16 protein-coding genes are annotated in these 24,846 nt (G+C 64.9%); 7 read left to right on the plus strand and 9 right to left on the minus strand.

Going from position 1 to position 24,846, the window contains the following annotated elements; all coding sequences use genetic code 11:
• Positions 1-4: 4 nt before the first annotated feature.
• Positions 5-1,675 (plus strand): urocanate hydratase, encoded by a 1,671-nt coding sequence (hutU, locus tag J2R99_RS08160; RefSeq protein ID WP_307153932.1) that lies wholly within the window; start codon positions 5-7, stop codon positions 1,673-1,675.
• An 82-nt stretch (positions 1,676-1,757) separates the two neighbouring features.
• Here hutU and J2R99_RS08165 read toward each other — a convergent pair whose 3' ends face one another.
• Positions 1,758-2,249, minus strand: coding sequence for a GFA family protein (locus J2R99_RS08165; RefSeq protein ID WP_307153933.1), 492 nt, complete (start codon positions 2,247-2,249; stop codon positions 1,758-1,760).
• A gap of 345 nt (positions 2,250-2,594) precedes the next feature.
• Between J2R99_RS08165 and J2R99_RS08170 the strand changes: the two genes are divergently transcribed.
• The 3 genes from J2R99_RS08170 (at position 2,595) to J2R99_RS08180 (ending at position 5,604) form a co-directional block, all read left to right on the plus strand.
• Positions 2,595-3,377 carry a response regulator gene (locus J2R99_RS08170; protein ID WP_307153934.1) on the plus strand — a complete coding sequence of 261 codons (783 nt, stop codon included), beginning with the start codon at positions 2,595-2,597 and terminating at the stop codon, positions 3,375-3,377.
• Between the two features lie 463 nt (positions 3,378-3,840).
• Entirely contained in the window at positions 3,841-4,860 is a 1,020-nt protein-coding gene (locus tag J2R99_RS08175; RefSeq protein ID WP_307153935.1) for a sensor histidine kinase, read from the plus strand.
• A gap of 219 nt (positions 4,861-5,079) precedes the next feature.
• Entirely contained in the window at positions 5,080-5,604 is a 525-nt protein-coding gene (locus J2R99_RS08180; protein ID WP_307153936.1) for a flavin reductase family protein, read from the plus strand.
• Positions 5,605-5,610: 6 nt separating this feature from the next.
• Here the strand turns inward: J2R99_RS08180 and J2R99_RS08185 are convergent, their stop codons facing one another.
• Complete coding sequence (locus tag J2R99_RS08185) at positions 5,611-7,614, minus strand: tetratricopeptide repeat protein (protein ID WP_307153937.1); 2,004 nt, start codon at positions 7,612-7,614, stop codon at positions 5,611-5,613.
• Between the two features lie 173 nt (positions 7,615-7,787).
• On the opposite strand from J2R99_RS08185, the gene J2R99_RS08190 reads away from it, so the two are divergent.
• Positions 7,788-9,233 (plus strand): homospermidine synthase, encoded by a 1,446-nt coding sequence (locus J2R99_RS08190; RefSeq protein ID WP_307154181.1) that lies wholly within the window; start codon positions 7,788-7,790, stop codon positions 9,231-9,233.
• 90 nt (positions 9,234-9,323) lie between these two features.
• Here the strand turns inward: J2R99_RS08190 and pbpC are convergent, their stop codons facing one another.
• The 3 genes from pbpC to J2R99_RS08205 form a co-directional block, all read right to left on the minus strand.
• Positions 9,324-11,399, minus strand: a complete 2,076-nt coding sequence (pbpC, locus tag J2R99_RS08195; protein ID WP_307153938.1) for a penicillin-binding protein 1C — start codon at positions 11,397-11,399, stop codon at positions 9,324-9,326.
• A gap of 17 nt (positions 11,400-11,416) precedes the next feature.
• Positions 11,417-16,897: an alpha-2-macroglobulin family protein gene (locus J2R99_RS08200; protein WP_307153939.1), complete on the minus strand. Its 5,481-nt coding sequence runs from the start codon at positions 16,895-16,897 to the stop codon at positions 11,417-11,419.
• Positions 16,898-16,995: 98 nt separating this feature from the next.
• Complete coding sequence (locus J2R99_RS08205; protein ID WP_307154182.1) at positions 16,996-17,646, minus strand: 5'-methylthioadenosine/S-adenosylhomocysteine nucleosidase; 651 nt, start codon at positions 17,644-17,646, stop codon at positions 16,996-16,998.
• 148 nt (positions 17,647-17,794) lie between these two features.
• Between J2R99_RS08205 and J2R99_RS08210 the strand changes: the two genes are divergently transcribed.
• Both J2R99_RS08210 and J2R99_RS08215 read left to right on the plus strand, forming a co-directional pair.
• Positions 17,795-19,969: a malate synthase G gene (locus J2R99_RS08210; protein WP_307153940.1), complete on the plus strand. Its 2,175-nt coding sequence runs from the start codon at positions 17,795-17,797 to the stop codon at positions 19,967-19,969.
• Positions 19,970-20,118: 149 nt separating this feature from the next.
• Positions 20,119-20,652, plus strand: a complete 534-nt coding sequence (locus J2R99_RS08215) for an MgtC/SapB family protein (RefSeq protein WP_307153941.1) — start codon at positions 20,119-20,121, stop codon at positions 20,650-20,652.
• A gap of 44 nt (positions 20,653-20,696) precedes the next feature.
• On the opposite strand, the gene J2R99_RS08220 is transcribed toward J2R99_RS08215, so the two are convergent.
• The 4 genes from J2R99_RS08220 to J2R99_RS08235 form a co-directional block, all read right to left on the minus strand.
• Positions 20,697-21,695, minus strand: a complete 999-nt coding sequence (locus J2R99_RS08220; protein ID WP_307153942.1) for an ABC transporter substrate-binding protein — start codon at positions 21,693-21,695, stop codon at positions 20,697-20,699.
• Positions 21,696-21,727: 32 nt separating this feature from the next.
• Positions 21,728-22,870, minus strand: coding sequence for an ABC transporter permease (locus tag J2R99_RS08225; RefSeq protein WP_370872301.1), 1,143 nt, complete (start codon positions 22,868-22,870; stop codon positions 21,728-21,730).
• Positions 22,867-23,799 carry an ABC transporter permease gene (locus J2R99_RS08230; RefSeq protein ID WP_307153943.1) on the minus strand — a complete coding sequence of 311 codons (933 nt, stop codon included), beginning with the start codon at positions 23,797-23,799 and terminating at the stop codon, positions 22,867-22,869. Before J2R99_RS08230 ends, J2R99_RS08225 begins: the two co-directional genes overlap by 4 nt.
• A 195-nt stretch (positions 23,800-23,994) precedes the next feature.
• Entirely contained in the window at positions 23,995-24,837 is an 843-nt protein-coding gene (locus tag J2R99_RS08235) for an ABC transporter ATP-binding protein (protein WP_307153944.1), read from the minus strand.
• Between the last annotated feature and the right edge of the window lie 9 nt (positions 24,838-24,846).

Below are 24,846 nucleotides of genomic sequence, written 5' to 3' on the forward strand. Positions count from 1 at the left end.
GCACATGAACCGTCTCGACAATGCCCGCAAGATTTCGAGCCCGCGGGGAACCGAGCTCACGGCCAAATCCTGGCTGACCGAAGCGCCGATGCGCATGCTGATGAACAATCTCGACCAGGAGGTTGCCGAAAAGCCGGAAAGCCTCGTCGTCTATGGCGGCATCGGGCGTGCGGCGCGCGACTGGGAGTCGTTTGACCGCATCGTGTCGACGCTGAAGGAGCTCGAAGCCGACGAGACGCTGCTCATCCAATCGGGCAAGCCGGTAGGCGTCTTCCGCACGCATGAAGATGCGCCGCGGGTGTTGATCGCCAATTCCAATCTCGTGCCGGCCTTTGCCAATTGGGAGCACTTCAACAAGCTCGATCGGGCCGGGCTGATGATGTACGGCCAGATGACGGCCGGTTCGTGGATCTATATCGGCACGCAGGGCATCGTTCAGGGCACCTACGAGACCTTTGCCGAGATGGGCCGCCAGCATTACGGCGGCGACCTCTCCGGCCGCTGGATTCTGACCGGCGGGCTCGGCGGCATGGGCGGCGCGCAGCCGCTCGCCGCCACCATGGCAGGCGCCTCCATGCTGGCCGTCGAATGCCAGCAAAGCCGCATCGAGTTCCGCAAGCGCACCGGCTATGTCGACGAGATGACGCAGGATCTCGACGAGGCGCTCGCCATGATCGACCGTGCCTCCAAAGAGAAGAAGGCGATCTCCGTCGGGCTGCTCGGCAATGCCGCGGAAGTTTATCCCGAGCTCCTGCGCCGTGGCGTTCGCCCGGATGCCGTGACCGATCAGACCTCGGCGCATGATCCCCTGAACGGTTATCTGCCGGCGGGCTGGACGCTCGGCGAATGGGAAGAGCGACGCGAGAGCGATCCCGAGGGCGTCGAACAGGCGGCGAAGGAATCCATGCGGGCACAGGTGGAAGCCATGCTCGGCTGGTGGGATCAGGGCGTGCCGGTCGTCGATTACGGCAACAACATCCGCCAGCGCGCCAAGGAAGTTGGGCTTGAGCGCGCCTTCGACTTCCCGGGCTTCGTGCCGGCCTATATCCGCCCGCTCTTCTGCCGCGGCGTCGGGCCGTTCCGCTGGGCCGCACTTTCCGGCAATCCGGAGGACATCTTCAAGACCGACGCGAAGGTGAAGGAGCTCCTGCCGGACGACACGCATCTGCACAACTGGCTCGACATGGCGAAGGAGCGCATCCACTTCCAGGGCCTTCCGTCTCGCATCTGCTGGGTCGGCCTCGGCGACCGCGACCGGCTCGGCCTTGCCTTCAACGAAATGGTGGCGAAGGGCGAGCTCGAAGCGCCGGTCGTCATCGGCCGCGATCATCTGGATTCCGGCTCGGTCGCCTCGCCGAACCGCGAGACGGAATCGATGCGGGACGGCTCGGACGCCGTCTCCGACTGGCCGCTCCTCAATGCGCTTCTCAACTGTGCTTCTGGGGCGACCTGGGTGTCGATCCACCATGGCGGCGGGGTCGGCATGGGCTGGTCGCAGCATTCCGGCCAGGTGATCGTCTGCGACGGCAGCGAGGCTGCGGCGCGGCGGATTGCGCGGGTTCTGTGGAACGATCCGGCGACCGGCGTCATGCGCCATGCCGATGCGGGCTATGAGGAAGCGCTCGCATGCGCCCGCGAGAAGGGCCTGAAGCTGCCGGGGATTTTGGGAAGCTAGGCTCTCCGGTCACGAGATGTCGAGAAGGCGGGCCGCGGCCCGCCTTTTCTTTGCGTGCTGTTTTGTGGGCCCCAGCCGATTGTCATTCGACCCAGAGGCCGCGGCTCTTGTGCCAGCCTTCGAGCGATTCCTCGGGGTATGCGTCGAATGTCTGGTCGTTCGGGCCGATATCGGGCACCACCCAGTTCGCCTTCGAGCCGAGCATGAGATGCACGCGCTCCGGCGGGATCGGGAGCTCGCTGTCGATCGCCGAGGCGAAGGGATGGATGAGCTCCGGCCAGGTCGGATCGAAGAGCCAGAGCGCGGTGGCGCAATGGCGGCAGAAATTGCGTTCTCCCGTCGAGATTTCGCAATGTCCGCCGCGATCGATTTCGGCGCGGAAGACGGCGATCGCATCGCGGCCTTCCACCTTCAGCGTGGCGGCAATGCCGCCGAGATTGATGGCGTAACCGCCGCCGCCGGCCGTCTTGCGGCAGATGGAGCAATAGCAGAGCTGATAAGGCTGGGGCGTGTGGCTTTCGACGGAAAAGTGCACCGCGCCGCAGCGGCACGAGCCTTTCAGGGTCATTGGCATGGCTGTCTCCTCGTAAAGGGCCTTGTTTCACTCCGGCATCTAGGACGGCGCGGCGCCGTCGCGAGGGGAGGGCATGGCGCCGCCGCCTTTGAGCGCCCTGCGCCCCCGCCACGCCTCGTGCCTGCAGGCCCGGCCGCTGCGGCTTGATGCGTCGCGTTGGGGGCTCCGGTTCGGAAGCCGGCAAAGTCAATGATTTCGCGGCGTTTGGCGCCTTGCCTCCTTGCAAGTCTTGCCACAATCATTTCATAACGACGCGTTGCAGCACCCGGAGGACGGACCTCAGGCAACCTTTGCCGGTGACGCTTTGATTGTCCGAAACCTCTTTATTCCATTCAGGATGATGACATGTCGCTAGTCGCCAACACCGCGCCCCACCTACCTTATCTGCGTCGCTTCGCCCGCGCGTTGACGGGCGGCCAGAAGAGCGGAGACGCTTATGTGGTTTCCGTGCTGGAGGCGCTCGTCGAGGATCCCGATTCCTTCAATTCCGATAACGACCCGCGGGTTGAGCTCTTCAAGGCCTTCTGCCGCTACTGGAATTCGGTCGATATCAATCTGAAGGAAGACACGGTCGATCCGAGTGGCGACCCGTCCGTGCGGCGGCTGGAGGCGATCACGCCGCTGCCGCGCCAGGCGTTTCTGTTGATGTCTGTGGAAGATTTCTCCGCCGGAGAGACGGCCGAAATCCTCGGCAAGTCGGAAGAGGAAGTCTCCCGCCTCGTCGACCAGGCCGGCCGCGAAATCGCCGAACAGGTGGCGACCGACGTCCTCATCATCGAGGACGAGCCGCTGATCGCCATGGATATCGAGACACTTGTGAAGACGCTCGGCCACAGCGTGACCGGTGTCGCCCGCACGCATTCGGAGGCCATCAAGGCGGTGGAAGATCATCGCCCGGGGCTGGTCCTTGCCGATATTCAGCTCGCCGACGGCAGCTCCGGTCTCGATGCCGTCAACGAAATGCTGCAGTCGTTTTCCGTGCCTGTCGTTTTCATCACCGCCTATCCGGAGCGGCTTTTGACCGGCGAGCGGCCGGAGCCGGCCTTCCTCATCACCAAGCCGTTCCAGCCGGACACGGTGAAAGCGGTGATCAGCCAGGCTTTGTTCTTCGAGCGCCGCGCCGGCTAAGGCAGAGGCGGCCGGAGGGGGCTCAGAACCCCGTCCGGCGCGAGGGCGCGCGCGCTGCAGGCGGCCTTCGCAAAAAAAATCGCAGCCCGTCGTTTTTTTTCCGGAACCTTCCTTCGGGACCCTCGTTGTGGGTCCATAAGTAAGAGTTACGGAAACGGCGGGCGCGCCTCCTCTTCCCCCCTTTGCCCCAGCGTCCGCTGTTTCCGTCAACTTTCACAGCAGCAAAAAACCGGCCTCCGCAGGGAGGCCATTTTTTTTATTCCGTCTCGCACCGCTCGTGCCGCCTTGGCTTTTCAGTCTCCATCGGGAGAGGTGAGAGAAGGGCTTGCCCCTCGCGGCCGCTTTGCGGTCTGTTGTGGCGAATTATCACTGTCATGGAGGGGAACCCGTTGAGCCGCGTATCGTTGTGCCGAGGACTGACCTCCGGTATGACCTGTCTCATGTATTTTCGGTGTTTTGGGCCGTGACAGCTTCACCGCCGCGCGACAAGGAAGGACGCCCTCTCGGGGCGACGCACGTCGCCAAAGCGGCGCTATGGGAGCGGTGTGCCAAGCTCCTGCGCGGCTCGCAGATCTCATTGTTTTCTCAAGATGCGGAAGGCCATTTCAACTGGGTCTTCAATTCGCCTGCGGGCTTGAGCCCCTCAACGGTCCTTGGACGCACCGACGAGGAGGTGCTGCCGCTTGCCGCGGCCGAGCAGCTTGGAGCCGCCAAGGAAGCGGCGATCCAGGAGGGCGAGATGCAGCAGGTGGAGCTGTGTCTGCCTTACGGTGACGACCCGCGCTGGTACGACGTGATGCTGGTGCCCGAAGAAGACGAGGACGGCTCGCAGACCGCGATCATCGGCGCGGCGATCGACATCACCGAGCGCAAGATCCAGGAAGAGCATCTGCGCATCGTCATGCGCGAGCTGGCGCACCGCTCCAAAAACCTTCTCGCCGTCATTCAAGGTATCGCCCGGCAGACGGCGGAAAATGCCTCCTCGACAGAGCAATTCGTCAGCCGCTTCAACGGCCGCATCTTTTCCCTGTCGCGCGCACACGACGTGTTGACGGAGGCCGACTGGCGCGGGGCGCGCATCTTCGATCTCGTTCGCTCGCAGATCTCGCTTTATGCCGAACCGCGGCTGAGCCAGGTCGACATCACTGGGATCAACGGCTTTCTGCGCCCGAATGCGGCGCAATATCTCGGGCTCGCTTTGCATGAGCTCACCACCAATGCCATCAAATACGGTGCGCTCGGAACCGATGAGGGGCGCGTCGAAGTGGGCTTCGAGCGCGTGCCGGAAGATGCCGGCCGCTACCGTTTCACCTGGTGCGAGCGCAATGGGCCGCCGGTGAAGGAGCCGAAATCGAGAAGCTTCGGCGTCGTCATGCTGTGCAATGTCGTGCCGACGACGGTCGGCGGCGAGGCCGAGCTCGTCTTCGATGGCGACGGGCTATGCTACGAGCTGACGCTCGCAAAATCGCAGCTCATCCCCTGACCGATGAGATCGGGCCGGATCTCGGGCCGGTCCAGTTCGAAGGCAGACCCATCGTCGGCTCACGGCAGGCGCGGCGCTTCATCGGCCGGCGCGTCACGAGAGGCTTCCCGACACACGTGACATTGCGACATGGCTGCTCGCGCGACCGGCATTTGTGGGATCGCGAGCGACCCTATATGCAGGGTCGATAAGAAAACCCCAGGCGTTCAGGACGATTTCATGGACCAGACGGCGGCGTCCGCCATCGACCCAAAGCTTTTCCGCAATGTCATGTCGCGTTTTGCAAGCGGCGTCACCGTGGTTGCCGTCAAGACGGAGAGCGGTGTGCGGGCCATGACGGCGAACGCATTTCTGTCGGGTTCGCTCAACCCGCCGCTCACCGTCGTCTCCGTCGCCAAACGCGCGCACATGCATCCGGTGCTGTCAGAGGCCGAGGTCTATTCGATCAGCTTTCTCGCCCGCGAGCAGGAGGATCTGAGCAACCTTTTTGCGGGACGCAAGGTTGAGGGCGCGAAGGCGGAGTTTTTCGATTTTCATGGCGCGCCCGCGCTCGAGGGCGCTCTCGCCCATATCGCGCTGACGCCTCATGACGTGCACGAATGCGGCGACCATTCGCTCTTCCTCGGCGAGGTCCGCGGCATGCAGGCAAAGGGCGGCACGCCGCTTCTCTATTACGCCTCAGCCTATCACCACCTTGCGACCGAGCCGGAGAGCACGACGCACAAGGTGGCGAATTTCTGGTGAGAGCTGTTACGAGCGATCGTCTTCGTGGCGCTCCTCTAGGATAGTTCTGGCGATGGCGAGGTTGCGCTCGGCGGTTTCGATGAAGAAGGTCGTTCGCGCCTCTCGGAACACTTCGAGTGCTCTTTCATAGCAGCAAATCGCCTCCTCCAGCCTTGCTGTGCCACTCTCGCGCTCGCCGAGGGTTGAAAGCGCGATGCCGAGATTGTTTTGCGTCGTCGCCCAGTGGAGCGGGACGCGCTCGCGGGTGCGTTCTTGCAGTGCCGCGCAGTAGGCTTCCACCGCCTCCTCCAGCCTCGCTGTGTCGCTTTCGCGCTCGCCGAGGGTTGAAAGCGCGTTGCCGAGATTGTCTTGCGTCATCGCCCAGTCGAGCGGGACGCGCTCGCGGGTCAGTTCTTGCAGTGCGGCGCGGGAGGCTTTGATCGCCTCCTCCAGCCGCGCTGTGCCACTCTCGCGCTCGCCGAGGGCTCGAAGCGCGTTGCCGAGATTGTTTTGCGTCATCGCCCAGTCGAGCGGGACGCGCTCGCGGGTGCGTTCTTGCAGTGCGGCGCGGTAGGCTTTAACCGTCTCCTCCAGCCTCGCTGTGCCACTCTCGCGCTCGCCGAGGGCTTGAAGCGCGTTGGCGAGATTGTTTTGCGTCATCGCCCACTCGAGCGGGACGCGCTCGCGGGTGCGTTCTTGCAGTGCGGCGCGGTAGGCTCTGACCGCCTCCTCCAGCCTCGCTGTGTCGCTTTCGCGCCGGCCAAGCCTAGAAAGCGCGTTGCCGAGATTGTTTTGCGCCATCGCCCAGTCGAGCGGGACGCGCTCGCGGGTGCGTTCTTGCAGTGCGGCGCGGTAGGCTTTGATCGCCTTCTCCAGCCGCGCTGTGCCACTCTCGCGCTCGCCGAGGGCTTGAAGCGCGTTGCCGAGATTGTTTTGCGTCATCGCCCAGTCGAGCGGGACGCGCTCGCGGGTGCGTTCTTGCAGTGCCGTGCGGTAGGCTTTGACCGCCTCCTCCAGCCTCGCTGTGCCGCTCTCGCGCTCGCCGAGGGTTGAAAGCGCGTTGCCGAGATTGTTTTGCGTCGTCGCCCAGTGGAGCGGGACGCGCTCGCGGGTCAGTTCTTGCAGTGCCGCGCGGTAGGCTTTGATCGCCTTCTCCAGCCGCGCTGTGCCACTCTCGCGCTCGCCGAGGGCTTGAAGCGCGTTGCCGAGGGCTTGAAGCGCGTTGCCGAGATTGTTTTGCGTCATCGCCCAGTGGAGCGGGACGCGCTCGCGGGTGAGATCTTGCAGTGCCGTGCGGTAGGCTTTGACGGTCTCTTGCAGCCATATTTTTTCGTCAGCTTGCTCTCCGAGAACCAAAGCCCCAAAACCGTACGCGTGCCAGAGGCTGCCGCGCTGATCGGCACTCAAACGCTCAGGCATGTGCTCGCAAAACTTCCGCAGCTTGCCGGCGATGGGTCGAAGGATGTCGACCAGATAGGTCCCAGCTTCTTGTTTCGTCGCGGGCGCGACCTGTGCGAGTGTGAGCGCCACGAGCACGGCGTTGAAGTCCTCGCTGAAGTCGAGGGGAAGCTCCGCTGTCTGAAGTTCGTATGAGCGTGATGTCGGCTCAAGGCCGGCGTGGGCGCCGAGGAAGTTGAGCCGGAGGCGTTCGTCGGCTTTGGCGACCTCTCCGAAGATCAAGATCTCGCCTTGCTGCTTCTCCAGAAGCTCGCGTGCCTGCACTTCGAGCGCCGAGCGAGCTCCGAAATCCCATTCGGGTCCAGGGCCGATTTTGTGCACGTCGATGCCGCGGTACGGGGCGAGGGCCGCGGCAACGTGGGCCGTCTGGCTGCCGTCATTGTCGCGGGTCAGATCGGCGATGAGGATTTTGAAGTATTTGCTCTCTGCTGGAGGAAGCCCGTCCTTCTTAAGATGGCGAGCAAGGCGCCTCGGATGAGGAAGAAGCTCTTTCAACGTCTCGCGGAGATAGTCAGCGCCCAAACTGGTGATGCGGACAGCGCTGACTGCTCCCCATAAGATCTTATATTCCACAGTATCGCCCCTATCCAACTGCGGCGGTCGTGCAGACAGCCTGACTGGGTTGCATGAGGAGATCAAGCGCACTGCGCCGTGAGGTTGTATCCGCTGCGGCGCCTTTTCTCTTCTGCCGCCTTGCCCTTTGCGCCGCTTTCCTCCAATCGGAAGCCGGCATGAGCCCGAAGGAGATGTTGATGAGCGACTGGCCCGTCCACGGCAAGATTACCGGCCCCATCGTGATGATCGGCTTCGGCTCGATCGGACGCGGGACGCTGCCTCTGATCGAGCGGCATTTCGAGTTCGACAAGGACCGCTTCGTCGTCATCGACCCGGTCGACACGGACCGCAAGCTTCTCGACGAGCGCGGAATCACTTTCATCCAGAAGGCAGTGACGGCGGAAAACTATCGCGAGCTTCTGACGCCGCTTCTGACCAAGGGCGAGGGCCAGGGCTTTTGCGTCAACCTTTCGGTCGATACGTCTTCGCTCGACATCATGAAGCTCTGCCGCGAGATCGGCGTGCTTTATATCGACACCGTGGTGGAGCCCTGGCTGGGTTTCTATTTCGACCGCGGCATGGACCAGGCGCAACGGACCAACCATGCGCTGCGCCAGACGGTGCGCGACGAGAAGGCCCGCGCGCCGGGCGGTACGACGGCCGTCTCCTGCTGCGGTGCCAATCCTGGCATGGTGTCGTGGTTCGTGAAGCAGGCGCTCGTCGATCTCGCCGAGGCACTTCAGCTTTCCTATGAGGAGCCCTCGCAGGACGATCGCGCCGGCTGGGCCAAGTTGATGCGCGATGTCGGCGTCAAGGGCATCCATATCGCCGAGCGCGACACGCAGCGTGCCAAGCATCCGAAGCCGATGAACGTCTTCTGGAACACCTGGTCGGTCGAAGGCTTCATTTCGGAGGGTCTGCAACCCTCCGAGCTCGGCTGGGGCACGCATGAAAAATGGATGCCCGAGAATATGCGGGCGCAGCAGACGGGCTGCCAATCGGCCCGCTTCATGCTGCAGCCGGGCGCCAATACGCGCGTGCGCACCTGGTGCCCGACGCCGGGCGCGCAGTACGGCTTTCTCGTCACCCACAATGAATCGGTGTCGATCTCGGATTATTTTACGATCGGCGAGGGGCTCGAGCCGGAATACCGGCCGACGGTGCATTACGCCTATCACCCGGCGAACGATGCGGTTCTGTCGCTGCATGAAATGTTCGGTCAGGCCGGTAAGGCGCAGCCGAAACTCCACATTCTCGACGAGGACGAGATCGAGGACGGCATCGACGAGCTCGGCGTGCTGCTCTACGGCCACAAGAAGAACGCCTATTGGTACGGCTCGCGGCTTTCCATCGAGGAGACGCGCGATATCGCTCCCTATCAGAACGCGACCGGCCTGCAGGTGACCTCGGCCGTGCTCGCCGGCATGGTGTGGGCGCTGGAACATCCTGAAGCCGGCATCGTGGAAGCCGACGAGATGGATTTCCGCCGCTGCCTCGAGGTGCAGCTTCCCTATCTCGGGCCCGTCGAAGGCCATTACACCGACTGGACGCCGTTGACGGACCGGCCCGGGCTCTTCCCGGAAGACATCGACGACAGCGATCCCTGGCAGTTCCGCAACGTGCTCGTGCACGGATAAGCGGCACGCACTCTTCGGCAAGAAACAAGGCGGTCGCTCTGGCGGCCGCCTTTTTGTTTGGTCGGATGCGGCTGCTCGGGGCGCGGAAGCCTATTGCAGGAAGACGCGGACGGAGGCGGCTTTGCCGGTTCGGTCGAGTACCGTGACATCGGCAAAACCCGGACCGTCCGGCTCAAAGAAGAGCTCGCGACGAAAGGCGGTGCGGCCGACCGGGCGACCGTTGACGAACCAGGTGAAGGGCGGCGCGCCGTCGCGGAGTTTCACGGCGAGCGCTTCGCCATGGCCTTCTCCATGTTGGTCGGCGAGGCCGAGATCGATGCGGGCACCGTCGGGCGGGAAGGCGATTTCGGGGCCCGGCGTGCCCGGCTGCGAGGTGCGGGCGACATGGCGGAGCGGCGGCGGCAGATCCGCCGTCGCCACATCGAGAAGGTTCGGCGGGGCGGCGCGCAGGCGCTTTGTGGGCCCGAGGCGGGCGAAGGCCTCCAGCATGATCGGGGCGGCGGCCTCGATGCCGACGAGGCCCGGAACGGGGGTCGCATCGGCGCGGCCCGCCCAGACGCCGATGACGTGACTTCCGTCGAAGCCGACCGCCCAGGCATCGCGGTAGCCATAAGAGGTGCCGGTCTTGAAGGCGATGTTGTCGGCCTTGGCGCCGAGTGGCGTCGGCGCGCCGGCGAGGATGTCTGAGACCTGCCAGGCGGCGGCTTCGGAGAGGACACGGCCGAGCGGCTTGCCCGTCTCACCCTTTTCTTCCGTCAAGGACATGGCGCGCCCGCCGCGGGCGATCGCCGCCGACAAAGTGACGAGATCGCGCAGCGTGACGCCGAGCCCGCCAAGGCCGATGGCAAGGCCCGGCGGTGAGACGTCGGACAAAGCGGGGCGCACGCCGGCGCGGCGCATGCGGGCGAGAAGCCGCGCGGGGCCGACCTCTTCCAGAAGCGTGATCGCCGGCACGTTCAAGGACAATTGCAGGGCACGGCGCACGGTGACGGTGCCGCGATATTCGCCGTCGAAGCTCGACGGCGTGTAGCCGGAAAAGGCGCTCGGACGGTCGTCGATCAGGCTTTCGGGATGGGCGAGACCGAGTTCGAAGGAGAGGCCGTAGATCAAGGGCTTCAAGGTGGAGCCCGGCGAGCGCTCGCGCTCCGTCATGTCGATGAAGCCGGCGCGGGCAAAATCGAGCGGATCGGCGGAGCCGACAGAGGCCAAAATCTCGCCGGTGCGGTGATCGGCGACGAGGATGGCAACGCTGGTCTTCGGACCGAGCGTCTTCGCCGCCTTGTGTGCCAGAGCCTCCAAGCGCGCCTGCGTATCCGCATCGATCGAAAGCGTGATCACGGGCGGCGCGTCGGGTCGATGGGCGAGGCGGTTCGCGAGATGGGCCGCGAGCATCGGGAAGGGATGGCGCGTGTTCGGCGAGGCTTCGGTGCGCGCCTGGCGGGCGATTTCGGGGCGAAGGGCACCCGCCCTTGCTGCGCGGGCGAGCACACGGTCGCGCGCCTCTTTTGCCCGCTTCGGAAAACGATCCGGCCGACGGGCTTCCGGCGATTGCGGGATGGCGACGAGAAGGGCGGCCTCGGCCGGTGTCAGGCGGCGCGGCTCCTTGCCGAAATAGGCAAGTGACGCTGCACGTACGCCCTCGATATTGCCGCCATAGGGGGCAACAAGAAGATAGAGGTTGAGGATCTCGTCTTTCGACAGGCGCTCTTCGAGGGCGCGTGCCAGAAGGATCTGATGCGCCTTGCCGAGGAGACTGCGCGTGTCGTCGTCGCTAAGAAGCCGCGCCACCTGCATGGTGAGCGTCGAGCCGCCGGAGACGATGCGCCCGTGGCGCAGCATCTGCCAGAAGGCACGGCCCATCGCCGCCATATCGACGCCGTGATGGGCGAAGAAGCGCCTGTCCTCATAGGCGAGAAGGAGACGCGTGAAGAGCGGGTCGACGTCGTCTTTCGCCGCGTCCAGGCGCCAGATGCCGTTGGCCACCGGGAAGGGGCGCAGAAGCGTGCCGTTGCGGTCGACGACGAGCTGCGAGGTCGGCGGGTGAAGGTCGGGCAGAGGTGTGAGATTGACCGCGAGCCGCAGGCCCGCGGGCGCTGCGAGCGCGAGGACGCAGGCAAGCGCGAGGCCGATGCCGAGGCGGCGTCGTCCCCGGTGACGGCCGCGCATATGGGGGCCGTTCTCGCTCAGCGCAGCGGCCCCTCCACATGCACGCGTCCGGCCTCGGTGCGGGCGCGAAGCTCCGGCTCGTACATGTCTTCGATGGTGGCGGCCGGCTGCACGAAATCGCCCGGCGAGACGGCGCGAACCATGTAGGCGAGGCTGAAGCGGGTCTGGTCGTCGGGTTGGCGATCGAGGGCCGCCACGAAGCGGTCGGCGCGGAATTCCACATGCGCCGGCTCTGTCGAGAGATCGAGCCAGTCGAGAGTGCCGACATCGCCGGAACGCAGGATGTTCGGATTGTCGATTTCAAAACCCGCCGGCAGGGGATCATCGAGAATGAGATGGCCGGAGCCGGTCTGTTCTGCCGTGACGGTCAAAACGACGACGAGGCGGTCGCCCTGCGCCACATGGCTCGGATCGAGAGGATCGCCTTCGAGCGTGAAGGTTTCGCGCGCGATCAGATAGCCATTGCCGGAGGCGGGTTCCGGCGAGGCGGGCCTGCCGGTCGCGCTGATCGCCACATCGACGGGGGAGGCGGCGAGATTGGCGATCTGCGGTCCTCCGCCTTGCAGTGCGTCTTCCTCGATCACCGTCGACATTGGCCCGTCATAGCGTTCGCCCGCGACCTCGAGCTCCGGTCGCGCGGCACTCTGCATAAGGGCATGGGCGGCCATCAGCGACCAGGCGTCTTCCTGCGTGCTGGTGCGCTTTTCCTCGGCGCGCTGGTCGGCGACGAAATTGGCCAGAAGCGGCAGATCGACGGAATCGGCGCTCGTCTCGGAGGCGAGCGTCAGGATCGCCGCGCCGTCGCGGAGCTTGGAGCCGTAATCGGTGCGCCGCTCGTTGGATGATGCGTCCTGAAGTTCGGACACTGCGCGCCGGAAGACCGTCTGCGACAGGCTGCGATCGCCATAAAGGGCAAGGCCCGCGCCGATCTGCGCCTTGGCGAGCGGGGTGGCGAAATCACCGAGCTTCGTCTCGGCGTAATAGCGCAGGTCGCCGATCGCGGCGCGGCCGTTTTGCGCGAGTACATAAAGCGCATAGGCGATGTCCTCGCCGCCATCGGAGAAGTCGGAGGCATAGGCGATGCGGTTCTTCAGATTGTCGAGCGCGATCGTGAAGGCCGTGTCGGGAACCTCGTGGCCGGCGCGGCGGGCGCGGGTCAGGAAGTCGCTCACATAGGCATCGAGCCAGAGATCGTCGGCACCCGGCCCCCAAAGGCCGAAGCCGCCGCCGGCGCTTTGATAGGCGAGGACCGATTCGATCGCCTTATCGATGCGCTTGTCGGTTTCCGCATCGCTGCCGAGGCCGGCGGCGACGGCAACATCGTTCAGATAGACGAGCGGCAGAGCGCGGCTCGTCAGCTGTTCGGCGCAGCCATAGGGGTAGCGATCGAGTTTTCTCAAGATCTGCGGCACGTCGATGCGGCCGGCACCGGAGGCGGAGATGCGCACCTTTCCCGAACCCGGGACGAGCCCGTCGAGAAGGTCGGACGAGAGATCGACCGACCCGCCCGGCGCGAGCGTGACGAAAGAGGTGCGGACGACTTCCGGCGTCGCATCGCGAACGGTGAGCGCCAGATCTTTTTCCAGAACATCGCCCGACGGTGTTGTGAGGCGGACGGAAAGGGTCGCGTCGCCTTCCTTGCCGGCCGTCACCGGCAAGAGGAGCTGGCTGCGGGCGCCATCGGCGAGGTCCGTCTCGACGGGCGAGCCTGCAACGTCCACGATGTCGTCGTCGCTGCTTGCGACCTCGACCGAGACGGGCCCGGCTGGGCCTTCCACATGGGTGAGATCGAGCGCGAGGCGGGACTGGTCGCCCGGCGCCATGAATTGCGGCAGGGCTGTCGAGACCACCACCGGGTCGCGGACAAGGACGTCTTCTTCGGCATGGCCGACGCCCGTTTCGCTCCAGGCGAGCGCCATCAGGCGCACGGTGCCGTTGAAATCGCCGATCGGCACGGAGACCGTCACTTTGCCGTCCGGCCCGGCTTTCACGATGCCTGAATGCCAGGCGACGAGGTTCTCGGTCGGTGCGGGGCCCTCGAAGCGGGCAAGCGCCGCATCGCCACCGGTGCGGACACGGCCCGGCGCGCCCTGGAAACGGTCGATCAGGGACGAATAGATGTCGCGGATTTCAACGCCAAGGCGCCGCTGGCCGAGATAATAGCTTTCCGGATCCGGTGTTTCGAAGCCCGTCAGGTTGAGGATGCCGAGATCGACGGCGGCGAGCGTCACATAGGCTTCTTCGCCCTCGGCGAGATCGGCGATCTCCACGCTCGCCTCGAAAGCCTGGCGGGGCTTTGCGCTTTCCGGCGCGTCGATGGTGAGGGCGAGCCGCTGTTCGGGGTTTTCCACTCCTGCCCAGGAAAGGCCGAGGGCGCGCGCCGGCATGCGCTTCGCTTCGAGATCCATCGGGCGGTAGAGCGCGGCCGTCACATAGGCGCCCGCACCCCAGTCTTCCGTCACGGGAAGTTCGATTTCGGTTGAGCCTTCCGACACCTCGACGGATTTCGTCGCCACGATGCGGTCGTCGATCACCATCACCTGGGCGATGCCGGCAAAGCGCGGCTCCAGATGCACCGTCGCGGTGTCGCCGATCCGGTAGCGTTCCTTGTCGAGCGAGAGCTTCAGGAATTCCGGCGTCTCAAGCGTCTTTGGCGCGGAGTACCAGCCGGCCTCGAAGGTCATGCTGGCGGGGAGGAAGGAGCCGTCCGCCTTAGCGACTTCAAGCTCGTATTTGCCCCATTCGACATCGACCGCAATCTTGGCCGGGTCCTCGGCGGAGACGGAGACATCGCCGCTTGCCACGCGCTGGCGGGTTTCGATCGTCTCGTAGTTCCAGCGTCCGTCGGAACGGTACCATTGGTAATTCGTGTCGATCTTGGAGAGCGTCCAGGTGAGGCCGTCAGCGGCGATCCGCGATCCGTCCTCAGACAAGGCGATGACGCTGAAATCCGCTGTCGAGTTCTCGCCGACCTCGTCCTCGAAGGCCGGCTTGATGCCGAGCCTGGGCGTGTTGCCGGCCAAAGGCAGAGTGAGGCTGCGCTCGACCGGGCGGCCGCTCGTATCGATGACACGGACATTCACCGTCGCCTTGAGGGGATGCGAAGAGACAGCCGCCTCCGGGAGCTGTGGCCGGAAGGCGAGATGGCCGTTCTCGTCGGTTGCAAGGCCCGACTGGGGCACGGTCTGCGTGTCGAAGGTCTCGTCGGAGAGGCCGAAGCGGTAGCCCGCCCAGCCGTCAAGCTCGTCGCCGGTGGAGACGATGGTTTCCGCCTCCACGTCGAGATCCGCGGCCGGTGCGCCATAGAGGAAGCGGGCATCGGCGGTGATCTCGGGCGGGTTCGCCGGCTCAAACTGCGTCGCTTCGGTCGTGAGCGTGAAGTCGAGGCGTTCCGGCTGGAAATCCTCGACCAGGAAGGTCGTCTCGGCGATCGCCGGCTTCTTCGGATCTGTGTGTATGGAGACACGCCACTGGCCGCGCATGGCATTGTCGGAGAGCGCGATCTCGGCGAGCGCGCCACCCAGCCCCTCATCCTTGAGAAGCTCCTGGCGGTCTTCCTTGCCGTCCGGGCGGGTGATCTTTGCCGTCAGCGGCAGATCGGTGAGCGCCGTTGAGCGGGAATCGCGGGCGAGCGCCGTCAGATAGACGGTCTCGCCGACGCGGTAGATGCCGCGCTCCGTCGTCAGGAAGACGTCGACGGGGCCAGGCGCCGCACGCCCTTCGACGCCGCGATCGGTGAGGTCGAAGGAAGGTTTTGTGAGATCGAGGAAATTGTAGTCGCCGTCTTTCGTCTCGGCGGCGAGAAGCGCCGGCGCCATGCCGCCGGTGCCGCGGATGAGGCCGGGGGCGAAATTCGCCTTGCCGTCGGCATCCGTGTCGGCTTCGCCCAGAACCTCATTGCCGGTGGCGATGAGGCGGAGATGCACGCCTTCGACGGGCTCAGCACTCGCCAGCGAGCGCAGGCTGATATTGAGCCCGTCATTGCCGGCGAAGGTCGCTAGCCCGAGATCGCTCGCCAGGAACCATTGTGTCGCCTTCGCGCCCCAATCCTGGGCGTCGTTTTCCGCGCTCGCGACGAGGACGTAGATTCCGGGCTCAAGGTCATCGACGAGTTCGCCGATCGGAATGGCGCTCACCACCTCGCGGTTGAGGCGGCTTTCCACCTCCACGCTGCCTTCCCAGACCTTGCGGCCTCTCTCGTTTTCGATCTCGTCCGCCTGCCATTGCGAGAGCTGGTCGAGGAAATTGCCGTTGCGCAAGGTATCGGCGATGCCGCGATCGGCGATCCAGTAGAGCGCAGCCTTGACGGTCGAGGTGTTGACCGTGGTGACGGGCAGGGAGGCGCTGCCGCCGGCCGGCACGACATAGGCGTTGCCGGAAAAGCGCACGGCTGGCGACCGATCGCGGACATAGATGTCGAGGCTCGCCGATTTCAGAAGTTCTTCGCCGTCGGCGGACGGCAGGCCGGCGCGCGCGGTGATGCGGTAGCGACGGCCATGTTCGACGCCGGTGATGCAGATCTGCTGGCCTTCCGCCTCGACGGCGAGATTGTCGGCGTTTTCGACCGAGACGAAATCGCTCAGATCGGAGCGGGTCGCCGGCAGCTGGTCGGAGAAATTGAGGCAGATGCGCGGGTCGGCGGCGTCGGAATCAACCTGGTGATTGACGATGCGGAAGCCGTGTTCGGCCACGGCGCTTTCATAGGCGCTTTGCACGTCCGGCAGTTCTTCGAGTGCGAGGCTCGCGCGATAGGCCTTGATCGCCGGCTTCCACTCGTCGCGCTCGCCGAGCGAGCGGGCAAGCAGCGCAAGCGCTGTGGCACGGTCGCGCGCGCCGCGGGCGTGGAGGTAGGCGTTGACGGCCGCGGCCGTGCGCTCTTCGGTGAGGCGCTGGCGCGTCTGCCAGTCGTCGGAGGTTGCCTCGGCGCTGACAGCGGCAAGCCGCAGCCACAGATCGACGCGATCCGGCGCGATCTTGAGCGCGCTTTTGAGTTTCGTCGCGGCGAAGAGATAATTGCCGTTCGCGGCAGCATCGTCGGCCATGGCGAGCGCGGCATCGAGCGAGGGCGCGCTGTCGGCCCGTGCCAGATCGCCGGAGAGGCGGCGTGCCTCGTCGATGACGCGCGAGGGCAGGAAGGAGAGCTCAGCCGTGCGCTCCTCGGCAAGCGACAAGGTCGGCAGATCGGAGGTGACGATGCGGCCGGAGATGGCGGCCTTGACGGCACGCAGATCGCCGACATTCTCCTTCAGGAAGCACCATTTGGCGTTGGTGTTGTAGGTGAAGGCGGCGCACCTGCCATCGACGACGCAGGCGCGTTTGCAGCCTTCGAGCTCGACATCCTTGAGGACCTCGTAATCGCCGCCGAAATAATCGGCGCCTTCCGTGGTCAGAAGCCGGCGCTCCTGCGCCTGGGCGCTCGCAGGGTCTGGCAGGAGGGTGAGACAGACGACGGCAAAGGCGGCGAGGGCCGCCGGAAATCCGCGAAACAGCGCAAACACCGCACGCTCCCCAACACTTTTATTGCGTCAGGCGAGCATAAGGTCCGCCTTCAAGGCGGTAAAGCGGCTCCTGGCGAAAGCGGGCGCCTGGCCGGCTCTCAGCGTGCCGCCGTGCGATGCGGCAACTGGGTCCAGTAGGCGCGATCCATGGCGGCGATGCTGCCCTCCAGCCGGTCGATCACCTTTGCGAGAGAATAATCGACGGCCTCCAGATAATCGGCCCAGTCGCGGAAATGGCGCAGCTCCGCTTTGCCGTCGCTGATGCCTTTGAGGGCGATCGTCGGAAGGTCGAAGGCGTGGCCGGCGCGCATCACCGCAAAACCTTCCATGTCGACCATATCCGCATCGATGAGATCATAGGCGGCGCCGGAGACGATGTTGGAGCCCGTCGACAGCCTTGCGGCGGCGACGTCGCCGATCTGCTGCGGGATCGCAATTTCGGCCGGGAGATCGAGGAAGGGCGTGCGGCCTTTCTCGAAGCCGAGAGGCGAGGCATCCATATCGCGGAAGCTGATATGGCTCGCCTGGTAGACCATGCCCTGTTCGAGTGCGCGCGCGCCGGCACTGCCGATGGAGACGAGGAGATCCGGTCGTTCTCCGGGCTTCATCCGGGCGAGAAAGGCCGTGGTGGCGACGGCGGCTTCCACCGGCCCGACACCGGTGATCAATGGGTGAATGCGCGCCCGCAGTTCGCTGCGATATTCCTGCTCGGTCGCCATGATGAAGAGAAGGCCGAAGCCCCCGACCATTTCGATTCTCGGCTCTGACACTTTCGAACCCCGCCTCTCAGCCTTTCCGCCAGTTTGACAGAATGGAAAATTCCTTAGATCACACGGCAACAACACCATGCTCCGGACGTTGGCAAGCGACCGGAGAGCGAGAACAGGGGGATGCGTCATGAGTGACCGTGTCGAGGCCGGGGGGCTGAAGGTTGCCCGCCCGCTCTATGAATTCATCAACAACGAGGCTCTGGCCGGCACAGGCATCGAGCCGGAGACATTCTGGAATTCCTTCGCGGCGATCGTGCGCGATCTCACTCCGAAGAACCGCGCGCTCCTGGCAGAGCGCGAGCGGCTGCAGGCCCGCATCGACGATTGGCATCGCCAGCGTCGCGGCAAGGGCACCTCGCCGGCGGAATATACCGCTTTCCTGCGCGAACTCGGCTATCTGCAGCCGGAACGGGGTGAGGTGGCCGTCGAGACCGACAACGTCGATCGCGAAATCACCACCATCGCGGGCCCGCAGCTCGTCGTCCCGGTGATGAATGCCCGCTATGCGCTCAACGCCGCCAATGCGCGCTGGGGTTCGCTCTACGACGCGCTCTACGGCACCGACGTGATCTCCGAAGACGACGGGGCGGAGATCGGCAGCGGCTATAATCCGAAGCGCGGCGAGAAGGTGATCGCCTATGCCCGCGGCTTCCTCGACGAATGCTTCCCGCTCGACGGCGACAGCTGGCGCAATGCGACGGGCCTGACCGTGCAGGACCAGGCGCTGGCCGTCTGGGTGGATGAGGGCCGCTCCGTTCGCCTCAAGGCGCCGGAGCAGTTCGCGGGTTTCCGGGGTGAGGCGGGCGCGCCCTCGGCTCTGCTTCTGGCGAACCACCATCTGCATGCGGAAATCGTCATCAATCGCGATCATCCGATCGGCGGGACCGACAAAGCGGGGATTGCCGATGTGATTCTCGAATCGGCCGTCACCACCATCCAGGATTGCGAAGATTCGGTCGCCGCGGTCGACGGCGAAGACAAGACGCTCGTCTATCGCAACTGGCTCGGCCTGATGAAGGGCGATCTCACCGCCTCCTTCCAAAAGGGCGGGGAGACGAAGACCCGCGCGCTCAACGAGGATCGGCATTACACCGCGCCCGACGGGTCGGAACTCGTGCTGCCCGGTCGTTCCTTGATGCTCGTGCGCAATTCCGGGCATCTGATGACGACGCCCGCGGTGCTCGACGCGAACGGCGACGAGGTCTTCGAAGGCATGCTCGACGCCATGTGCACGAGCCTGATCGCGCTGCACGACATCGGGCCGAACGGCAAGCGTGGCAACAGCCGCACGGGTTCGGTCTATATCGTCAAGCCGAAGATGCACGGACCCTTCGAGGTCGCCTTCTCCAACCTGCTCTTCGAGCGGGTGGAGGATGCGCTCGGGCTGCCGCGCAACACCTTGAAGATGGGCATCATGGACGAGGAGCGGCGCACGACCGTCAACCTCAAGGAATGCATCCGCGCCGCCAAGAACCGCGTCGTCTTCATCAATACGGGCTTCCTCGACCGCACCGGCGACGAGATCCATACCTCGATGGAAGCCGGCCCGATGATCCGCAAGGGCGACATGAAGGGCTCTGCCTGGATCCGCGCCTATGAGGATTGGAACGTCGATGTCGGCCTTGCTTGCGGGCTTCGAGGCCGCGCGCAGATCGGCAAGGGCATGTGGGCGATGCCGGACAAGATGGCGGCGATGCTGGAGCAGAAGATCGGGCACCCGCAAGCCGGTGCCGATACCGCCTGGGTGCCGTCGCCGACGGCGGCGACGCTGCATGCGATCCATTATCACAAGGTCGACGTGCTCGAACGCCAGGCGGAATTGAAGAACCGCGAGAAGGCGAGCCTCGACGACATCCTCACCATCCCGGTGGCGGAAACGCCGAACTGGACGGACGAAGAGATCCAGGAAGAGCTCGACAACAACGCGCAGGGTATCTTGGGCTATGTCGTGCGCTGGATCGACCAGGGTGTCGGCTGCTCGAAAGTGCCGGACATCAACGATGTCGGGCTGATGGAAGACCGCGCCACCTTGCGCATCTCGTCTCAGCATATGGCGAACTGGCTTCACCACGGTGTCGTCAGCGAAGCGCAGATCGTGGAAACGTTGGAGCGCATGGCGAAGGTCGTCGACCGCCAGAACGAGGGCGATCCCAGCTACCGGCCGATGGCGCCGAATTACGACGACAGCGTCGCCTTCCAGGCGGCCAAGGATCTGGTGCTCAAGGGCCGCGTGCAGCCCTCCGGTTACACCGAGCCCATCCTTTATCGTCGGCGCATCGAGGCGAAAGCGAAACAGAGCTGAGCGCACCGTGGCAGATTGATGAATGAGGAAACGGCAGGTCGGAGGACCTGCCGTTTTCATTTCGGGCGCTCTGCCGGTCGATGGGCGAGGCAACCGGAGGGCAAGCCATGTGTTCGCTCCCTGTCTGAGGAAAAGCCAGGAGGAGCGGAATGGACGAACTGAGCGCAGCCCTGAACGGCATGTTCGAGACCACGACGACACCTGTCGCGGTCATCGCTGCCCGTCTCATTCTGGCGGCGTTCCTCGGGGCGGTCCTGGGTCTTGAACGCGAATGGCAGGAAAAGCCGGCCGGCCTGCGCACCCATATGGTGACGGCGCTTGCCGCGGCGACCTTTGCGGTGCTGACGCTGGAGATCGTCGCGCTTTTCGAAGGTGCCGGCGACACTGTGCGTTCAGACCCGATCCGGCTCATCGATTCCATCACGGCGGGCGTCGCCTTTCTTGCCGCCGGGGTGATTTTGCATTCGCGCGGCCGGGTCGAAGGGCTGACGACGGGCGCGGGCATGTGGCTCTCGGGGGCGATCGGCGCCGCGGCCGGCCTCGGTTACGGCATCATCGCCATGCTTGGGGCCGGGATCGGGCTTTTCATCATCCTGGCGCTCAGGATCGTCTCCGCAAAAGTGCCGGGCGATGAGGGTGATGGCGACAGCCGTGCCGGCGGGGAAGAAAAAAGGGAGGCCTGAGCCTCCCTTTCATTGTCATGCGCGCAATGTGATGTGAGCCCGGCTCACATCTCCTTCATCTTGTCGGTGACCTTGGTCGTGTAGGCGCCCTCCGGCTCCTTGGTAATGACCGGGTCGGAACCGCCTTCGAGCAACGTCTTCACGGTGCGGTCGTAATCTTCGACATTGAGGGTGCCGTCGGAGCCTTCCGTCAGCTTGTTGATTTCGCGCATCATGCGCTTCTGGTGCTTTTCGGTCTGGGCGCCGGTGTCGTCGTTGTCGAGCACGATCTCGGCCGCTTCGTCCGGGTGCTCGCGGGCATAGTCCCAGCCCTTCATGGAGGCCTTCACGAAGCGCGCCATCTTGTCGATGAATTCGGGATCCTGCAGATCCTCTTCCATGACGTAGAGGCCGTCTTCGAGCGTCGCGACGCCCTGGTCCTCATACTTGAAGACGACGAGCTCGTCCTCGGGAATGCCGGCGTCGATCACCTGCCAGTATTCGTTATAGGTCATCGTGGAGATGCAATCGGCCTGCTTCTGGATCAGCGGGTCGACGTTGAAGCCCTGCTTGATGACGGTGACGCCGTCCTCGCCGCCGGTCGTCGGAATGCCGAGATGGCTCATCCACGACAGGAATGGATATTCGTTGCCGAAGAACCAGACACCGAGCGTCTTGCTCTTGAAATCTTCCGGCTTGGTGATGCCGGTCTCTTTGAGGCAGGTAAGCTCCATGCCGGATTTCGCAAAGGGTTGGGCGATGTTGACGAGGGGGACGCCGCGCTCGCGGGCCGCAAGGGCTGCCGGCATCCAGTCGACGATGACGTCGGCGCCGCCGCCGGCGATCACCTGTTCCGGCGCGATGTCGGGGCCGCCCGGCTTGATTTCGACATCAAGGCCGGCCTCGTCGTAAAAGCCCTTGTCCTGGGCCACGTAATAGCCGCCGAACTGGGCTTGCGTCACCCATTTGAGCTGCAGGACGACATTGTCGTCCGCGGCGGCGGGACCGGCCGCTGCGGCGGTCATGCCGGCGGCCACTCCGAGAGCTGCCAATACTCGCTTCATACCATTCTCCCTCTCTTTTTGGGGCCGCCGCCCTAATGGCGATAGGACGGATGCCAGAATGTCAGCGCCCGCTCGATCATGGCGACGAGGCCGTAAAAGAGCGATCCGGCGATCGCCGCGACGGTGATCTCCGCCCAGACCATGTCGATGTTCATGCGCCCGACTTCGGTCGAAATGCGGAAACCCATGCCGACGATCGGCGTGCCAAAAAACTCTGCAACAATCGCGCCAATGAGGGCGAGGGTGGAGTTGATCTTGAGGGCGTTGAAGATGAAGGGCAGCGCCGCGGGCAGGCGCAGCTTGATGAGCGACTGGGTGTGGGTCGCCGCATAGGTGCGCATGAGGTCGCGCTCCATGGCGCCGGCGGCATTGAGGCCCGAAACCGTGTTCACCAGCATCGGAAAGAAGGTCATGACGACGACGACGGCCGCCTTCGACGGCCAGTCGAAGCCGAACCACATCACCATGATCGGGGCGATGCCGACGATCGGAAGCGCCGAGACGAGGTTGCCGACGGGCAGGAGCCCCCGCTTCAGGAAGGGCACGCGGTCGACGAGAAGGGCAAGGAGAAAGCCCGCGCCGCAGCCCATCGCATAGCCGGCAATGACTGCCTTCAAAAAGGTCTGCCTGAAATCGGCCCAGAGCGTGGGAAGCGAGGAGGCAAAGGTGACGGCAATGGCGCTCGGCGGCGGCAGGAGCACCGGCGGTACGCCGAAGCCGCGCACCAGGCATTCCCACAAGATCAGGAGCCACAATCCGAAGACGACGGGTACGGCGAGCGAGAAGGCGCGGCGGAGAGGCGTCGGCCGCCCCTCCGTCAGGCGCGCGAGATCACGCATCACCTGGACGGTGAGAAGCGCGCTCGCCGTCAATGCCGCCCAATAACCGAGGCCCGCCCGCCCTTCGACGGTCGACAGAAGCGCCAAGAGAAGGCCGAAGGCGGCGGTTGCGATGACGCAGTTGAGGAGAAGGCGGAGGCCTACGATGCGCGGCCAGCCCGTCGTCGGGACGACGAGGAGAAGGGCGGCCAGCAGGAGCGAGGAACCGGCGACGCGCGAACCTCCCTCGGCAACCGGCAGCGGCAGTGCGACAATCGCCATGATCGCCGCGAGGAGCGTGAGAAGAAATGCGCCCCGGCTCTGCGGCCGCTCGGCGGTGACGTGCGCCGCGCTCACGCCTTCACCCCCATGCGGCGCAACACCATACGGTCGGCCAAGCCGACGATGGTGACGAGGATCGCCGCCATGAATGCTGCCACCAACAGGGCCGACCAGATCTGGACCGTCTGGCCGTAATAGGAGCCGGAGAGGAGGCGGGCGCCTAGCCCGGCGCGGGCGCCGGTCGGCATCTCGCCGACGATCGCACCGACCAGCGAAATGGCGATCGCCACTTTGAGGCTCGCAAACAGGAAGGGCATCGCGGCCGGCAGGCGCAGCTTCCACATCGTCTGGGCCGGGCTTGCCGAATAGGTGCGCATGAGATCGAGCAGCATCGGGTCGGGGGATCTCAGCCCCTTCACCATGCCGACGGCGACCGGGAAGAAGGCGAGATAGGCGGAGACGGTGCCTTTCGCCCAGATCGGCGCCACGTTGAGCGAGCCGAGGACGACGACGATCATCGGCGCGATCGCCAGGATCGGGATCGTCTGCGAGGTGATGATCCAGGGCATAAGGCTCTTGTCGAGCGTGCGCGAGGAGACGATGCCGATCGCCAGCACGATGCCGAGAAGCGTGCCGATGCCGAAGCCGGTGAGCGTGGAGGCAAGCGTTACCCAGCCGTGATAGACGAGGCTGCGCTTCGAGGTCGGCTTCACCTCGACGGTCGTCTTCCAGATCTCTGCGGCGACCTGGTGCGGGGCAGGCAGGACCGGGCGCTCCTGGGCGTAGGTGGCGGCGGCGAAATCGATGAAACTCCGCTCGATGCCGGCGCGACGGTCACGGTCGATCTGCTGCGGGGCGTTGAGATAGATCGCGCCCGCATACCAGATGAGAATGAGGGCGGCGACGACAACGAGGACCGGGCCCGTCTGGCCAGCGAAGATGCGCTGAACCCACACCCGCGGCGCATAGCCGACCCCGCCGCCAGGCTCCGCAATTTCACTCATAGGCGGGGCTCTCCGATTGGGCTTTCGGGCGGACAAGCGGCCGCCTTCAGGTCTTCGTTCGACCCCCACCCCTGTCCCCTCCCCACAAGGGGGAGGGGGACGCCAGTTGCGTCGCCGCCGCCCTGCTGTTTCAGGCCGGCTTGTGAGCGCAAAAACGCCCTGGTCGGATCGATCTCAAGGTCGCTCTCCGACATCTCAGTCCTCATAGGAATGGCCGGCGCGGAGGCCTTCGCGGACGCGGTGGGCGATTGCCAGGAATTCCGGCGTCTCGCGGATGTCGAGGCCGCGGTCGCGGGGCAGGCCGCAATCGATGACGTCGTAGATGCGGCCCGGACGCGGCGACATGACGACGATCTTCGAGGACAGAAACACCGCTTCGGGGATCGAATGGGTGACGAAGACGATGGTCTTGTTGGTCTTGGCCCAGAGCTGCAAGAGCTGTTCGTTGAGGTGATCGCGGACGATCTCGTCGAGCGCGCCAAAAGGCTCGTCCATCAGGAGAAGATCCGGTTCCACGGCAAGAGCGCGGGCGATGGAGGCACGCTGCTGCATGCCGCCGGAAAGCTGCCAGGGAAATTTGCGCTCAAACCCCGCCAGGTTGACGAGATCGAGGTTCTTTTTGACCCGCTTCTGCTGTTCCGCCTTCGGCAGACCCATGATTTCGAGCGGCAAAGCGACGTTTTTGGCGATGGTGCGCCAGGGATAAAGCGCCGCCGCCTGAAAGACATAGCCGTAGGAGCGCTCGCGCCGCGCCGCATCGGGCGAGACGCCGTTGACGGTGATCTCACCCGACGTCGGCTGTTCGAGATCGGCGATGACGCGCAGCAAGGTGGTCTTGCCGCAACCGGACGGGCCGATCAGCGAGACGAACTCGCCGCGATGGATCGCAAGATCGATGTCGGCAAGCGCCTGGACGGGGCCGTCGGCCGTCTGAAAGGTCAAGGACAGGCCGGAGGTGGCGATGACGGCACCGGTGGGTGCCGGTTTGGGTGGTGCGGCGTTCGCGGCCGGTGAGGCCGCGGTTTCAGCTTCGACCATGGGCCTCTA

This window comes from Rhodopseudomonas julia (genome assembly GCF_030813515.1).
Lineage (GTDB): Bacteria > Pseudomonadota > Alphaproteobacteria > Rhizobiales > Afifellaceae > Afifella > Afifella julia.

Excerpts from the sequence above, each read along its gene's own strand:
- hutU (WP_307153932.1), top strand. The coding sequence starts at position 5 with ATGAACCGTCTCGACAATGCCCGCAAGATTTCGAGCCCGCGGGGAACC.
- J2R99_RS08165 (WP_307153933.1), bottom strand. The coding sequence starts at position 2,249 with ATGCCAATGACCCTGAAAGGCTCGTGCCGCTGCGGCGCGGTGCACTTT.
- J2R99_RS08170 (WP_307153934.1), top strand. The coding sequence starts at position 2,595 with ATGTCGCTAGTCGCCAACACCGCGCCCCACCTACCTTATCTGCGTCGC.
- J2R99_RS08180 (WP_307153936.1), top strand. The coding sequence starts at position 5,080 with ATGGACCAGACGGCGGCGTCCGCCATCGACCCAAAGCTTTTCCGCAAT.
- J2R99_RS08190 (WP_307154181.1), top strand. The coding sequence starts at position 7,788 with ATGTTGATGAGCGACTGGCCCGTCCACGGCAAGATTACCGGCCCCATC.
- pbpC (WP_307153938.1), bottom strand. The coding sequence starts at position 11,399 with ATGCGCGGCCGTCACCGGGGACGACGCCGCCTCGGCATCGGCCTCGCG.
- J2R99_RS08205 (WP_307154182.1), bottom strand. The coding sequence starts at position 17,646 with ATGGTCGGGGGCTTCGGCCTTCTCTTCATCATGGCGACCGAGCAGGAA.
- J2R99_RS08210 (WP_307153940.1), top strand. The coding sequence starts at position 17,795 with ATGAGTGACCGTGTCGAGGCCGGGGGGCTGAAGGTTGCCCGCCCGCTC.
- J2R99_RS08215 (WP_307153941.1), top strand. The coding sequence starts at position 20,119 with ATGGACGAACTGAGCGCAGCCCTGAACGGCATGTTCGAGACCACGACG.
- J2R99_RS08220 (WP_307153942.1), bottom strand. The coding sequence starts at position 21,695 with ATGAAGCGAGTATTGGCAGCTCTCGGAGTGGCCGCCGGCATGACCGCC.
- J2R99_RS08230 (WP_307153943.1), bottom strand. The coding sequence starts at position 23,799 with ATGAGTGAAATTGCGGAGCCTGGCGGCGGGGTCGGCTATGCGCCGCGG.
- J2R99_RS08235 (WP_307153944.1), bottom strand. The coding sequence starts at position 24,837 with ATGGTCGAAGCTGAAACCGCGGCCTCACCGGCCGCGAACGCCGCACCA.